A 14,070-nucleotide genomic window follows, 5' to 3' on the forward strand; every position below is an offset into this window, starting at 1 on the left:
AACAAAGGCACCGGCATCGGTGCCTTTGTTGCATGTTGGTGAGATATGCGACGGCTCGGCTCAGTTTTGACCAAGCCGGGCGGCGGGTGTTTACTTTATGGTGCTTATCATCTTTCCATAACCTTAAGAGAGCGCAATGCGGCTTTGTCCCGCCCGCGTCGCCGCCTGCTCGAATGCCGCCGTTATGCAGCTGATAACGCGCTGCTGCTCATCCTCCTGCATCCCCGACCCCGATGGCAAACAGAGCCCCGCCGCGAACAGCCGTTCAGACACGTTCATTCCCTCATGCGAATAATAACGCTTGCCTGCAAACAGCGGCTGCAGATGCAGCGGCTTCCATACCGGACGAGCCTCGATATTCTCCCCGGCCAAAACGTGAAGCGCCTCCGAAGCCGTCAGCCCCGCTTCCTGTTCATCGATCGTCAATGCCGTGAGCCAGCGGTTGGATCTGGTCCCCGCAAGCTCCGGCATAAAGGCAATGCCCGGCAGAGCGGCCAGCTGACTGCTGTACCTGTCGAAGATGGCCCTTCGCGATTCGACGCGCTCCTCCAGCACCTGCAGCTGTGCCCGGCCCACCCCTGCCAGCAGATTGCTCAGCCGGTAATTGTAGCCCATTTGGCTGTGTTCATAATGCGCGGCCTGGTCTCTCGCCTGAGTCGCCAGGAACCGGGCCTGTTCCAATGCTCCGGCATCCTCCGCTACCAGCATGCCGCCGCCTGATGTAGTAATGATTTTATTGCCATTGAAGGAATAAACACCGAATTCGCCGAGCGTTCCACTTGCCCTTCCCTTATAGGTGGAGCCCAGCGACTCTGCGGCATCCTCGATGACCGGGACCCCGTAACGGGCGCAAAGGGCCGTTATCTCGTCCATTTTGGCGCATTGTCCGTACAGGTGGACGACAATGACCGCTTTAGGCAGCGCCCCTTCCCGGTCCGCCTCCGCAAGCGCCGCCTCCAGAGCCTGTGGCGACATGTTCCAGGTCGCAGGCTCCGAATCGATAAATACCGGCTCCGCGCACATATACAGGATCGGATTGGCGCTGGCGACAAACGTCAGCGTGGAGCAGAACACGCGGTCCCCCCTGTCAACCTGAAGCAGCTGCAGGGCCAGATGGATCGCTGCCGTTCCGGAGCTGACCGCCGCACATCCGCCTGCCCCCACGTGAATCGCCATCTCCTGCTCGAACGCATCGACATGGGGACCCACAGGAGCAATCCAGTTGTCGGCAAAAGCCTGACCGATATAATGCTGCTCCCTGCCGCTCATATGCGGCGCCGACAAATAGATCCGTTTATGCTTGTTATCCATGGACTGCTTTCACTTCCTTCTTGAACAAATGCGCAAGCGCCGGCAAACCGGCAAGCTCCTTCAGGTCGCCGATTTGATAATGAGCCTGATGCGAGGTCTCAGCCTGAACAGCCGCGTATATCCCCTGCTCCCTGCTGATCTGCACGGTGGTCCATCCCAGCCGTTTGGCCGTTACAAAGTCCTTGGCTGCATTATCCCCGATATATAGACATTGAAAGTGCGGAATTCCGGTCTGTTTGCTGAATGTTTCATACGGGAGCGGACTTGGCTTCCAATGATCCCTGCCCAGCGCGTCCGTCAATACAATCGCATGGAAAGCATCCGCCAGATTAAGCGCCAGAACCTTTTGCTGCTGGGCAACGAGGTACCCGTCGGAGATGATCCCCAGCTTCACGTCCTTGTCCAGGTTCGCCAGCACCCACCCGGCATCCTCGAGCAGAGCGATATCCGGCCGGTGGGAACGGTAAAACTCCACCAGCTCCGCGATCAGCCGCTCGTCATAGCTGATATCAAGCTGCTCCAGAGTCCGGTTGAATATAAGCGTTTTGACCCCCGAATGCAGCAGCGAGGCCGCCGTTTCATAGAAACCGCCGGCTCCATGGCGGTCCCTGACCCATTGATCCACTGCCTTGAAGCCGCTCAAGGCATAAGTCTTCTCCAGGTACAATGTATCGTCCAGATCGAACACGACGGCTTTAATGCCCATAAGCAAACTCCTTCGTGAAGAAAGCATCGTCATAACGAAGCATGGTCAGATCATCATCCCAGCTGTCATCAGGCTCCCCCGTAAACTGCTCGCCTCTTCCAAGCATGATGGTCCACAGCGGAAAGTCCGCGCCCGCTTCAATGGCTAGCGGGATTCCGCCTCCAAAACGGGGATTGATCTCGATAAACGTAATCTCGCCGTTCTCCTGCTTAAAGCACTGCAGCGTAATGCAGCCCACTGCTCCGGGAAGCACGCTTACCGCCTGCCGGACAGCGCGGATGACCGCAGCATCTCTTCGTGTAACCCCTTTGCTGACTTCACCCGCCCTCGTCTCCATCCGCAGCCGGGGCACAATGGCCTTGATCGTCCCCTGAAAATCCAGCATCACATCGACCGTATATTCTTCGCCGGTCACATATTCCTGAATCATCGCTTCCGGAATATAATCCTTGAAGAAGTCCAGCTCGCGCCTGCTGTGAATTTTCGTTACGCCTTGGCTGGAGCTGCCTCGCCTGGGCTTGATAAGCAGCGGAAATGCCAACGGTTCAACCTGCACTTCCGCTTCGCTGTATACCCTCGGGGTGCGGATGCCATGCTCCGTGAAGAAGGCAAAGGTCTTCATTTTATCCGAGGCGAGTTCATTAAGCTCGACGCTTGAGACCAGCAGACGGACATGCTGCTGCTCAAACAACGCCCGGTTTTCCGCCAGCAGGACCAGTTCGGTATCAATCAGGGGAATGAGCAGATCAATGCGTTCCTCCTTGCATATCGCAAGCAATGTCTCCACATACCGCGGGTCGGCGACTCTGGGAACGAGAACATGCTTGTCCCCGGCAAAGGCCGCCGGTGCGGTTGGTTTATTGTCGGCCGTCACGACCTTGCCCTGAATCCCGCGGCTTGCATAAGCTTCCTTGAACTTGCGGATCAGCGACACTCTTCGTCCCGAGCTTGTAAATAAAATATTCATTTCCCTAGCGTTCAAGTCCCTTCACACTCCCTTTAAATACCGGCATCGTGGCATGATTGCCATTCTGGATACCTTCGGACCGGAATACTTTCCTGACCGACAGCAGCAGGATCCCGACATCCAGCCTCAGGCTGCGGTGCTGCACATACCACAGATCAAGCGCGAACTTCTCTTCCCAGGAAATCGCATTGCGTCCGTTAATCTGGGCCCAGCCGGTGATGCCCGGCTTGACCTCGTGGCGCCGCGCCTGCTCTTCCGTATACAGGGGCAGATAATCCATCAGCAGCGGCCTGGGACCTACGAGACTCAGATCGCCTCTGATCACATTCCACAGCTGCGGCAGCTCGTCCAGACTGACCTTCCTGAGCCATTTCCCGAAGGGAGTCAACCGCACAGAGTCGGGCAGAAGCTGGCCGCTGCAGTCCCTGGCATCGGTCATCGTTCTGAATTTCATCATCTGAAACGGCTTCCCGTGCTGGCCGGGACGGTGCTGTTTAAACAGCACCGGCGAACCCAGCCTGGTCCGCACCAGAACCGCAACCACCGCCATGGCAGGCAGCAGGCAAACAAACAGGGGGACTGCCAGCAGAAGATCCATTAATCGTTTCACAGCATGTCCCTCATCTTTGCGATTAATTTGGGGCCGACAAGGCGGCTCGCCATTCTCTTGAGCGTGCTTCTCATCCGGACATGCGCCGGTAGCCAGGACTGTGCGAAGTGGTGAATCGTATAGCTGTCCGACGTGATGAAGCTTGCCCCGTTAATATAATCATAGGGACTGAAATAGGTTCGCGGATAAAAGGTTACGCCGTTTGCGAGCACCTGATACTCGCCGTTCAGCAGCAGCCCGTGCTTCTCGCAGGTGCGGCTGATCACCGCAGTATTGGTCGTCGTATCGTAGCTTCCGTCCTTGCGGAGAAATCTTCTTTTGTCATAATCCAGCAGCAGCTCGCCGATCCAGGGATGCCCCTTGGCGGCTCCCATCGTCCCGGATTGAAGAAAATGCCCGTCCTCAAACCCGGAGAACGCCTCGTGATCGAGGAAGCGGTCGAGCGGCTTCACGACCTCAACATCGGTGTCCATATAAATCCCGCCATGATGGTAAAGAGCGTGAAGCCGCACATAATCGCTGACGAACGCATATTTGCGGGCCGCATAAGCCTCTTTTACGTACGGATTGGATTGAATATCAAATGAATCCTCGTTCCACTCTATGAGCTGGTAGCCGTTCAGATGCTTTTGCCAGCTCCGCATGCATTTGATAAACAGCTGGGGCTTCGCTCCCCGGCCGAACCAGCAGTAGTGGATGATGCGCGGGATATGAGTTGATGACATTTTCCTTCCTCCTTCAGAGGTCCGGTGAAAAATCCAGGCTGCACATGCGGAAACGTCTTCCGATACCCGCAAGTGCTACAAGCATGTCTATCGTTTGTCACTTGTCGAGATCGCTGTTGTACCCCTGAATTTTTTGAATTAAAATACCTCTGGTGCAAAGCTATCCACGTTAAGGATTGTGATCAGAGCTTTGTCACCTCTATATGTTAAATTCGGGATACAATGGCGAACGCTTACGCTTCTACAGACTATTTCCGCCTGCTCCGCCGGTTGATCACCAGCCCTTCAGAACGGCCAGTTCAAATAATTGCTTTGGTAGTCGAGGCCCAGCGTAATGACACTTTCATAGAAGAAGAAAATCAGGTACAGGACAACGATAGCGTAATAAATCAGCTTCTGGTCCTTCTCCCGGAAGCCCTTGACGACCAATGTCATCAGAATGATTTGGTAGAGGGTGAAATAGATGGCCATCCTGGCAAAAATCCAGTTCTGCGTGGAAATGACCATCAGAATGAAGCCCAAAAGAGATAAATTAACGACAATGTCGGCATGAGCAAAGGTCTCCCGCAGCTTCTCCCTGCCCAGATAAGCGATCACGAGCGGCACCGCGTTAATCAGAACTCTGAGCACATTGGCTCCGCCCTCGGAGAATGTGCTGTACTCCCCGTACTGCGTATCCTTGAGCGCCGAGAACAGCAGTTCCGAGAACTCATTGTATCCAAACACAATCGCAATGGCGACCAGAAGCATTCCGAAGGTCGTGCCCGTCCATGCCTTGCGGCGGACGATAAAGTAGAGCGGAACCATAATAAGCGCGCTTTGATGAAAGAAGGATGCCGCCAGCACCACCATCATATATTTGTACATGCTGCCCTCGAACAAATATTTCGACGCCGCAAACACGATCGCAGCCGCCAGATACTGCCTGATCCCGTTCATGGAAACAAGAAAGGCGCCAGATGTGATGTACAGGTACAAGCCGAGCTCGAACAGCCGCGTATAACGGTACAGGACGACTACAATAAGGGCATTCGTAATCAGCGCGGTTGCAAATATGAGCGTCTGGGGGTCGGCGGAGAAGTTCTTCAGCACCATCTGAAACAGATTAAAGCCGATATCCTTCTGCTGCACGACATAGTCCCACCGGAAATCGGTTTCCCTGTAGCTGTGCATATAGAAGAATGTGTCGCCGATATTAATCCGCAGCCCCGCAACCAGAATAAGCGTGAACGCAGCCAGGGCTGCCATCAGCTTGTTTGGGCTGACCATAGCGGGCCCGGACGGAGAAGGTACGGCAAAATATCTGGCCATCCAGCCAAAAGCAAACACAAGCAGCAGATTCATCCATAATATCGACATTTGCCATTCCTCCTTTCGTCCGGGATCCCGATTCATAAATGCCTCCGGCTTAACTGCCCAATTGATTCATCGCCGCCCTGTTCGTCCGGCGAATGTACAGATAGAGCAGACAGCCCGGCGGTAGAGCGAGCAAAGTGGTCCATTTGCATGGAGATTCGCGCAAAAAACGGCGGTTGTTGGCTATCAGGCTGCTGGAGACATAATGCGTGCATTCCCGCAGCCGCTCCTTGAACGATGGCGCATACCGCATGGCGATTTTACGGAAAAAGCTGAAGCCCCGCGGGTTTCGTTTGTACTGGTGGATCATGTTCATGCTTGAGCCGTCCGGTCTGTATTCGACCACACATAACGGCTCATTCATCACCAGCAGCGGAAACTGCTGATCGATCAATATATATTTGCAGGAGAGGGGGCAATATTTCTCCCCCTGGAAGATCGGATAAGGCGGGAAGGTCCGGGTAAGCTCGGAGCGGTACACCAGCTTCTTGTCCCCTTTGACGCCATGCTTCGCGTAAAGATCGGTAAGCGTGGAAGACTTAAGCCCTTCCGGCATTGCCGTTCCGATCCATTTGCCGTCCGGCGCCATATCCAATCCCACGATTCCCGCATACTGCCCGCTGCCATGCGCTTTCCAGAATGAAGTGATCCGCTCCACGGCATCATCCGGCATATAATCGTCGGAATCAATGCAGACGTTAAGCTCGGTATCGATCTTCTCATAAGCGGTGTTATGCGCTCCGTGCATGCCCTGGTTATCCTGATAATAATAGCGGATCGGCACCATGCCTTCCCTGACCCAGCCTTCGACAAGCGTCCGCGTATCATCGTCGGAGCCGTCATCGATAATAAGCCACACAAAGTCCCGGCAGCGCTGGCGCTTCAGGCTCTCATAGCACAGATGCAGGGTGTAGGCTCTGTTATAGGTGGGTGTAAATACAGTCAGCATCGGGTTCAATGCGCTTGCCTCCCCTGGCTGGCGGCGGCGGCCAATTGATTCATGTAATAATCGCTGAGCCACTTGGCCATGGACCCCGTGTCATATCCGTGCCTGCGCAGCGCCTCGGATGTGTCCTCGTGCTCATAGGTCGTCTCCAGAATACGCTTGGCCCAGACTTCCGGCGCTTCCTGCAAGCTCACGAATTGGAGCCTGCCCGTCACATCGGCCTCGGTCGTAACCGCATCCGATACGATGCAGCGGAGACCGGCGGCCTGCGCTTCAATAAGCACGACGGGAAGCCCCTCGAAACGGGAAGGGAACAGAAACAGATCCATGCCCTGCAGCAGTCTGGAAATATCCGAACGGACACCCAGAAATCTGACATGCCCGGTCAAACCCAGCTTCTCCACCTTGCGTTCTATGCCCGGCTTCAGCTCGCCTTCACCTGCAAGCACCAGCAGCGCTTTCGGATTCTGCCGGTGTACCGCCTGGAACACATCAATGAGATACTCATGATTCTTCTGGTGCGTGAACCGGCCGATATGGCCAATCACCAGGCGCCCCTCCGCATCAAGCTCATCCCGCACCGAGCGTCTGACCTCAGGCTGAAAAGCAAATTCCTGAACGGGCACAGCATTGTGCAGCACAATTAAGGGGCGCTGTCCCTGTATCCGTCTTCCGAACAGCCACTCCCCGGCTTTGCGGGAGCAGGCAAAATAGCCATTGGGATGGTCCTTCATAAAATGCCTGGCGTACAGACGAAACGGCAGTTTCCTGTCAATCCCGAGGTCGCTCAGATGACTGTGGGCGATGCGGCAGGGAACGCCTGCCTTTCTGGCTGCCCGGAGCACGAAGCTGCTGTTCTCATTAATATGGGCATGCACCAGAGCGTACTCCGGATGCTCCGCAAAAAAAGCGTCCAGCCGCTTGAAATACAGCCGGTAAGAGCCGGGTCTGATCTGCGGCATATGATGGATTCTGCCGCCGAGCGCTATAATTTCATCATCGTAATGGCCTTTCCCGGAGCGATGGACCATGAAATCAAACTGGATGCTATTGCGATCCATTTGCCTGTAGTAATTCATGATCATCGTTTCCAGTCCGCCCCGATTCATCACGGTCACCACCTGCAGAATTCGAACCGGTTTCAGAGCTCATCCCCCCTTTGGATCTGGTTCTCATTGCATTCATTGCCTTAAGCATGATATAGAGACTCAGCGGAAGCTTCAGCCTGGCGCAGGTAAAAAATATCCGCCATGGCGCCGCGCAGTAGGCAAGCTCAAGCCCCTTAAGAGCTTCGCGGAATCGCGGACGGGCCACCAGCCTGCGCAGGGACCTGATTTTTCCGGGCAAGGAAGCGGGATTGCCGGCGCTGATGATATGCAGACCCAACCCCACAATGTTCATGCATATCCGATTGGATAGAGCCGCGCGGAATTCAGATGGCAGCCGATGCTCGTCAATGAAGGTTTCCATAAGCCGGTACTGCTGCTCGAACTTCTCAACCAGCAGCGGATTGTAAAGCGATGTAATGGAGGCTGAATTTACGCGCCAATAGTGATAGAGCGGGCGGTTTATAAAGACAAAAGCTTCCGCATGGGAAAATGCATGAATATTAAACAGCGTATCTTCATTTCTGCCGACAATATGGAGATCGATGAATTTCAGCGCTTTATCCTTCAGCATTGCGGAGCGGTACAGCTTGTTCCACACGGTTCCCCAGGCGTCCAGATAATCCGGCTGCGCCAATTCCTCCCGCAGCGGACCGACAAGGCGCCGCATCCATCTGGATTGGATCTCTTCCCCCCTGCTGACGGCTGCATGCGGCAGATCGAACTTTTTGACCCGCGAATGAGTGCCGAACTCACGGATGTAGCCGCACATGACAATGTCGGCCCGCTCCCGGACAGCCGCTCCAACCAGCTCCTCAAACATGGTCCGCTCCAACCAGTCATCCGGATCGACAAACCCGATAAACTGGCCCTCCGCCGCCAGAAGCCCGGCATTGCGTGCCGCTGAAACGCCGCTGTTCGGCTGATTGATGACAACGACTCTGCCGTCCTTCCTGGCATATCGCTCCAATATGGCAAGACTCATGTCCTGCGACCCGTCATTTACGGCGATAACCTCCAGGTTCACATAAGACTGGTGCAGCAGGCTGTCCATACATCTGCTCAAATATTTCTCCATATTATAGATAGGCACGATTATGCTGACTTTGGGCTTCATTTCCATCCTCCATCATGTACGTTGAATAGACCTTATCCAGCTCCTTCACCACCTGGGAGATGGAATATGCAGCCACGTCGTGAAGGCTCATCGCACCCATCCGCCTGCGCAGCTCCTCCGATTGATAAAGCTCAAGCAAGCGGTTTGCGAACTGCGGGGCATCATCAGGCGGGACAATGAATCCGTTTCTCCCGTCCTTGACCAGCTCCGAATGTCCCCTGTTCGCGGTTGCCACAACCGGCAGGGCGCAGGACATCGCCTCCATAATGTTGACCGGCAGTCCCTCCCGCAGACTGGAGGCAACGGCCGCATCGCACATGGGCAGCAGGCGGTCGATATCGTCGCGGTAGCCGATAAAGTCAATCATGCTCCGGACGCCAAGGGCTGCAGCAAGGCTCTGGCACTCCGCAAGCAGCGGTCCATCGCCGGCAAGCAGCAGCTTCAGCGTCGGAGCCTGATCCTTGATCCGGGCGACTGCGCGGATCAGCAGCTGATGATTCTTGTTGCCGTTGAATTCAGCGGCGTAGAAGAGCAGAAATTCATGCTTGCCGTAGCGGAAGCCTTGGCGCAGCCGGTTCCTCTCCTGCGAGCCGACAGGCGCGAAGCGCTGGGTGTTGACACCGACGCCATGCACGCGGACCAGCCGCTTCACTTTGAACCTTCTTGCAGCCGCGAGGGCGTAATCCTCTTCGTTGATGGTAATAAGACAGTCCGTCCGGCGGGCAAGAGTCTTCTCGATCGGGTAGTACAGCAGCCAGTTCAGAAGCGGAGCGCCCTTGCAAAAGTGAAAGCCGTGTGCAGTATACAGAACACTCGTGCCGCTTCTTCTCGCGCTTCTTGCAGCGAGCCGGGTCAGGACGCCCCCCATTGGCGTATGGCAGTGAACAATCCGGTAGTCATTCCTCTCCATGAGGAGCTTCAATTGCCTGCAGCCCTTAATATTAGAAAGACGCAGCGGTGATCGCTCGATGGAAATATTAAATTTCTGATCTGTAAACGGGAGCTCGCTGTCGCCCTTGGCCGCGACATGCACTTCCCAGCCCTGCTCCTTGAAGCGCCGCATGACCGGCAGATGAAACGCTCTGAAATGCGTATCCAGCGTCGCGACAAATAGTATTTTCGGAGGCATGCGGGTGCACCTACCAATCTTCAGGTTAACCGGATACGGACAGCAGCTCCGGAACGGCGATTTTATGATTCGCGAAATCCAGCAGCATTTGCCTCAGCTCCGCTTTGGTATGGGTATGGTAAATCGCCAGCAGATTCTCAATGTCGCCGAAGTCTACTTCGGAGGATTTTCCCACATATATTTTGGGATAGACCTGCTTCTCATGAACCTCTCCGGCGGACAGCAGCTCCTCGAACAGCTTCTCTCCCGGCCTGACTCCCGTGTAACGGATGCCGATCTCCTCCACCGTGTAGCCCGACATGCGGATGACGTTTTTGGCAAGCTCCATAATTTTCACAGGCTCGCCCATATCCAGCACAAATATTTCTCCGCCTTTGGCAAGCGCTCCGGCCTGAATGACCAGCCTGGAAGCTTCGGGAATGGTCATGAAATAACGCACCATATCCGGGTGGGTAACCGTTACCGGCCCTCCCTGCTCAATCTGCTTCTTGAACAGCGGGATTACGCTGCCCCGGCTGCCCAGCACATTCCCGAAGCGGACGGCCACAAAACGGGTGGTGCTGTACCGGGCCATATGCTGAATGACCATCTCCGCAATCCGCTTGGTCGCGCCCATGACGCTGGTCGGGTTAACCGCTTTGTCCGAAGAAATCATGACGAATGTGCCGACACGATAATGATTTGCCGCCTTGGCGACATTCAAGGTGCCGATGATATTATTCTTAAGGGCTTCCTCCGGATTGCGTTCCATCAAGGGAACGTGCTTATGCGCAGCGGCATGGTATACCACATGAGGATGATGGGCATTCATGACCGACATCATTTTGTCCGCATCCTGCAGATCTGCAATTTCCGTGATGAATTCAATATCTGTCTGCCCGAACATTTCCTTCAGTTCCATTTCAATCGTGTAAATACTGTTCTCCCCATGACCGAGGAGAATCAGCTTGTCCGGGTGGAAGCGGGAGATTTGCCTGCAAACTTCCGAACCGATGGAGCCTCCGGCACCGGTCACCAGCACCACCCGGTTCGTGACATATTCCGAGATGCTGTCTATGTCAAGCTCCACCGGCTCCCTTCCGAGCAGATCCTCCACCTGCACGTCCCGGAATTGACTGACGGAAACCTTGCCGGTCGCCAGATCCTCCAGCATGGGGATGATTTGCGTCTTGGCCGTCGTCTTGGCGCATTCGCGGATAATCCGTTTGAGCTGATTTTTATTCAATGAAGGTATCGCGATGACAATATGGTCAATGGCAAGCTCCCGGGTCTTCTCTTCAATAGCCGCAATGCCGCCAATGACGGGAAGGCCGAGGATATCCAGATAATGCTTCTTCGCGTTGTCGTCGATAAACGCCACAGGCATCAGCTCCTTGTCCATGCTGCCGAGCAGCTGCCTGGCCACCATCGTCCCAGCGGACCCCGCTCCTATGATAAGCGTGCGTTTGCGGTCCCCCTGCTGTCCGATATAGGTATCCCGCAGCAGCCGCCAGCACAGGCGAGAGCTGCCGATCAGCAGAATATGCAGCATCCAGGTCACCCCGAGCAGCCGGAAATAGACATCATAGTAGAGGAGCTGCTGGATGCAGGCTGCGGTCACAATCGACAAGGTAATCGCTTTGGCAATATTGAGCAGCTCCCCGAAGCTGGCATACTCCCAGGCCTTCTTATACAGCTTGTAGAGAAAGGCGAATCCATGATGGCTCAGAAGCAGCACAATGGAGCTGCTGATGATTGGAACCGTAAATACGTTTAATGTGGCGCTAACCAGAAAGCGGCTGAAGAAAATGGCTGTCAGTACAATAAAGGAATCCATGAAAATCAAGAAAAATAGCCGTTGTCGATAGGTCAAAGTCAGGCTCACCCTTTCCATGCGATTAGTACAGCCGACAAGTCTCAGCCGCTGATTGTTATTCCCATTGTTTAGAGGGCTTACCTATCGGGTCTTCCCATTAAATGAAAACCCTATAGGTAAATCTCTAACAGCCAAGAGATTTAACCTTGTTTATACTGCCGCTTGTTGTTCTTTATAACGAACGTAAATTCACACTGACAGAAGGATAAGAAGCAGATCCTCCTTCAGCTTCTGTTCAGCACGGCGCCGATGATCGTCGCTCCGGCAAACTCCAGCGAACGTTTGGCTTCCAGCGCTCTGTCCTGTCTGGTTTTGCCGCTTGTGAACAAGAGAATGACTCCGTCGCATCTGGCAGCCAGCGCATTTGTATCATGGTGGCCAAGAACCGGAGCGCTGTCGAAAATCACCTTGTCGTAATGGCCCTTCGCATACTCCAGAACCAAAGCCATCCGTTTGGAGTCCAGCTGCTCGATTGACTGATACATCAGGGGACCGCTTGGAAGCAGATCCAGCTTGTCGATCTCCGTATGGTGGATTGCCTGTTCCGGATCCACCTGCCCGGCCAGCACATTTGTGAGTCCGGCTGCCGTCTCAAGATTAAAGACATGCTGCAGGACAGGCTTCCGGATATTCGTATCCACCAGCAGCACGCGTTCTCCCTGCTGTGCCATGCATACCGCCAAGTTGACGGCAGCGGTTGTTTTGCCCTCTCCTGACGAAGGCGATGTGACAACAACGGAATTGACCGTTTTTCCTCTGGAGGCATAACGGATATTATTGCGTATTGCCTTATACTGCTCCGCAGAAGCGGAATGAGGATGAAGATAGCTGATCAGGCAGGCGCTCACGGCATGTTTTCCCGGTTTATTTCGTTTATGATCCAATCGTTTCACCCCGCAGCGCTAAACTTTTCTTCTGCTTTTGCTTGCCAGGCAGCTTCCGCACCTTCATTCTCGAGACCTGTCCAAGTACCTGCAGGCCCAGCACTTCTTCGATTTCCTGTCCGGATTTCAAGGAGTCGTCCAATGAATCCCGCAGGAAGATCAGGCCGATTCCAATTGCCAGACCAGCCAGGAAGGCGGCATACAGAATCCGGTTGCTCTTGGGATTGATCGGCACAGGATTGGCAAGAGACTGTGCATCCGTCAGTACTTTTATCGAAGTAAAATTCAGCGTTTCACCAGCAAGCCGCGTGAATTCACGAACGACAGAATTGGCAAGAGCGGCTGCAAGCGCAGGATCCGCATCTGCGACGGAAATGATTGTAATTGAAGATCCCTCCACCGCGGTGACGCCAATCTGCTGCCTTAACGCCCCGGGAGAGCGGTTAATGCCAAGATCCTTGATGACTGCATCCAATACGATCGGTTCTCTTATCATAACCTTCAGGGTGCTCATCGTTTCCGGGCTGTCTGCCCCGATAATAATCCTCGATGCGGCGCTGTATAGAGGCGTTTCAGGAATGGAATGGTAGGCATAACCCAGTATCGAAAATAATACCGTCGATGCGGCAGCAATCCACAGGCGCTTTCGAATGACGACAAACAAAGCCTTCAGATTAATCTCTCTTCCCGGTGTTCTTCTAACGCTCCCGTTTCCGAGCCGTTCCGCTTCCATCAGGTCACCCGCTCTTTGCTTTTGTTTTTTATAAAGAACAATATGACTCCATATTAGTTCTTTATATAGAACATGTCAATACAGCAATGCGACTAATTAACCATAATTAATATGCAGCACAATAAAAGTGGATGTTTTGTTATACCTGTTAATATGGAGACAGGCATCCACATTATGTTCTTTCCATTTCTTAAGCACGATAAGATCCTTGGTTTCGTTCATATCCGTCCTGCTCATGCCCTCGTTGACAGCCTTGCGGATGATCGTTTTCCATTCTTCATCCAGAATATCATCCATTTGAAGCCCCGGCTGGTCGCGGTCCTCCAGCAGGAATTCAATGCTGGTATCCAGAGGAGCGGCAATTTTGGCCAGCATCTGAAGCGAAGGATTATTATGCACATTTCGTTCGATATAACTCAAATAAGATTTGGAAACACCCGCAAGGTCGGCAAGCTCTGTTATAGAGTAGCCTTTTTTTACCCGCAGACTTTTTATCCGGTCTCCAATCATAGGAATCTCCCTCATCTTTGTTAATGTCGAGGCGGCTGGACCGCAAGCACGCGCCTGCTTGTTATTTGCATCACCTCGCCGTTTGCAATACAATCATTGTAGTTCTTTATAACGA

Annotated in this window: 14 protein-coding genes; all 14 read right to left on the reverse strand. The window is 54.0% G+C overall.

Annotated features, from left to right (window positions below):
* Positions 1-123: 123 nt before the first annotated feature.
* Positions 124-1,311: an aminotransferase class I/II-fold pyridoxal phosphate-dependent enzyme gene (locus ACFOLF_RS08555; RefSeq protein WP_210038010.1), complete on the reverse strand. Its 1,188-nt coding sequence runs from the start codon at positions 1,309-1,311 to the stop codon at positions 124-126.
* Positions 1,304-2,017, reverse strand: a complete 714-nt coding sequence (locus tag ACFOLF_RS08560) for an HAD family hydrolase (protein WP_210038011.1) — start codon at positions 2,015-2,017, stop codon at positions 1,304-1,306. The genes ACFOLF_RS08555 and ACFOLF_RS08560 overlap by 8 nt, the downstream gene beginning before the upstream one ends.
* A complete protein-coding gene (locus ACFOLF_RS08565; protein WP_210038012.1) occupies positions 2,007-2,999 on the reverse strand; it encodes an ATP-grasp domain-containing protein in 993 nt (330 codons plus the stop codon). The genes ACFOLF_RS08560 and ACFOLF_RS08565 overlap by 11 nt, the downstream gene beginning before the upstream one ends.
* Complete coding sequence (locus tag ACFOLF_RS08570; protein WP_379113996.1) at positions 2,989-3,594, reverse strand: sugar transferase; 606 nt, start codon at positions 3,592-3,594, stop codon at positions 2,989-2,991. The genes ACFOLF_RS08565 and ACFOLF_RS08570 overlap by 11 nt, the downstream gene beginning before the upstream one ends.
* Positions 3,591-4,319 (reverse strand): glycosyltransferase family 32 protein, encoded by a 729-nt coding sequence (locus ACFOLF_RS08575; protein ID WP_210038013.1) that lies wholly within the window; start codon positions 4,317-4,319, stop codon positions 3,591-3,593. The genes ACFOLF_RS08570 and ACFOLF_RS08575 overlap by 4 nt, the downstream gene beginning before the upstream one ends.
* 285 nt (positions 4,320-4,604) lie before the next feature.
* A complete protein-coding gene (locus ACFOLF_RS08580) occupies positions 4,605-5,678 on the reverse strand; it encodes an EpsG family protein (RefSeq protein WP_210038014.1) in 1,074 nt (357 codons plus the stop codon).
* Positions 5,679-5,727: 49 nt separating this feature from the next.
* A complete protein-coding gene (locus ACFOLF_RS08585; RefSeq protein ID WP_210038101.1) occupies positions 5,728-6,624 on the reverse strand; it encodes a glycosyltransferase family A protein in 897 nt (298 codons plus the stop codon).
* A gap of 5 nt (positions 6,625-6,629) precedes the next feature.
* Positions 6,630-7,730 carry a glycosyltransferase family 1 protein gene (locus ACFOLF_RS08590; protein ID WP_379113994.1) on the reverse strand — a complete coding sequence of 367 codons (1,101 nt, stop codon included), beginning with the start codon at positions 7,728-7,730 and terminating at the stop codon, positions 6,630-6,632.
* Positions 7,669-8,844 carry a glycosyltransferase gene (locus ACFOLF_RS08595; RefSeq protein ID WP_210038015.1) on the reverse strand — a complete coding sequence of 392 codons (1,176 nt, stop codon included), beginning with the start codon at positions 8,842-8,844 and terminating at the stop codon, positions 7,669-7,671. Before ACFOLF_RS08595 ends, ACFOLF_RS08590 begins: the two co-directional genes overlap by 62 nt.
* Complete coding sequence (locus ACFOLF_RS08600) at positions 8,807-9,973, reverse strand: glycosyltransferase family 4 protein (protein ID WP_210038016.1); 1,167 nt, start codon at positions 9,971-9,973, stop codon at positions 8,807-8,809. The genes ACFOLF_RS08595 and ACFOLF_RS08600 overlap by 38 nt, the downstream gene beginning before the upstream one ends.
* A 25-nt stretch (positions 9,974-9,998) precedes the next feature.
* A complete protein-coding gene (locus ACFOLF_RS08605; RefSeq protein WP_210038017.1) occupies positions 9,999-11,825 on the reverse strand; it encodes a polysaccharide biosynthesis protein in 1,827 nt (608 codons plus the stop codon).
* 227 nt (positions 11,826-12,052) lie between these two features.
* The gene (locus tag ACFOLF_RS08610) at positions 12,053-12,712 is read right to left on the reverse strand and encodes a CpsD/CapB family tyrosine-protein kinase (RefSeq protein ID WP_210038018.1); all 660 of its coding nucleotides are present in this window, start codon (positions 12,710-12,712) and stop codon (positions 12,053-12,055) included.
* Positions 12,702-13,445 (reverse strand): YveK family protein, encoded by a 744-nt coding sequence (locus ACFOLF_RS08615; protein ID WP_210038019.1) that lies wholly within the window; start codon positions 13,443-13,445, stop codon positions 12,702-12,704. Before ACFOLF_RS08615 ends, ACFOLF_RS08610 begins: the two co-directional genes overlap by 11 nt.
* A 96-nt stretch (positions 13,446-13,541) precedes the next feature.
* A complete protein-coding gene (locus tag ACFOLF_RS08620) occupies positions 13,542-13,955 on the reverse strand; it encodes a helix-turn-helix domain-containing protein (protein ID WP_210038020.1) in 414 nt (137 codons plus the stop codon).
* Between the last annotated feature and the right edge of the window lie 115 nt (positions 13,956-14,070).

This window comes from Paenibacillus sepulcri, from assembly GCF_042647105.1.
GTDB classification, from domain to species: Bacteria; Bacillota; Bacilli; order Paenibacillales; family Paenibacillaceae; genus Paenibacillus_Z; species Paenibacillus_Z sepulcri.

Coding starts and splice junctions, on each gene's coding strand:
- ACFOLF_RS08615 (WP_210038019.1), bottom strand. CDS start 13,445: ATGGAAGCGGAACGGCTCGGAAACGGGAGCGTTAGAAGAACACCGGGA.
- ACFOLF_RS08590 (WP_379113994.1), bottom strand. CDS start 7,730: ATGAATCGGGGCGGACTGGAAACGATGATCATGAATTACTACAGGCAA.
- ACFOLF_RS08595 (WP_210038015.1), bottom strand. CDS start 8,844: ATGAAGCCCAAAGTCAGCATAATCGTGCCTATCTATAATATGGAGAAA.
- ACFOLF_RS08560 (WP_210038011.1), bottom strand. CDS start 2,017: ATGGGCATTAAAGCCGTCGTGTTCGATCTGGACGATACATTGTACCTG.
- ACFOLF_RS08575 (WP_210038013.1), bottom strand. CDS start 4,319: ATGTCATCAACTCATATCCCGCGCATCATCCACTACTGCTGGTTCGGC.
- ACFOLF_RS08600 (WP_210038016.1), bottom strand. CDS start 9,973: ATGCCTCCGAAAATACTATTTGTCGCGACGCTGGATACGCATTTCAGA.
- ACFOLF_RS08585 (WP_210038101.1), bottom strand. CDS start 6,624: ATGCTGACTGTATTTACACCCACCTATAACAGAGCCTACACCCTGCAT.
- ACFOLF_RS08620 (WP_210038020.1), bottom strand. CDS start 13,955: ATGATTGGAGACCGGATAAAAAGTCTGCGGGTAAAAAAAGGCTACTCT.
- ACFOLF_RS08580 (WP_210038014.1), bottom strand. CDS start 5,678: ATGTCGATATTATGGATGAATCTGCTGCTTGTGTTTGCTTTTGGCTGG.
- ACFOLF_RS08555 (WP_210038010.1), bottom strand. CDS start 1,311: ATGGATAACAAGCATAAACGGATCTATTTGTCGGCGCCGCATATGAGC.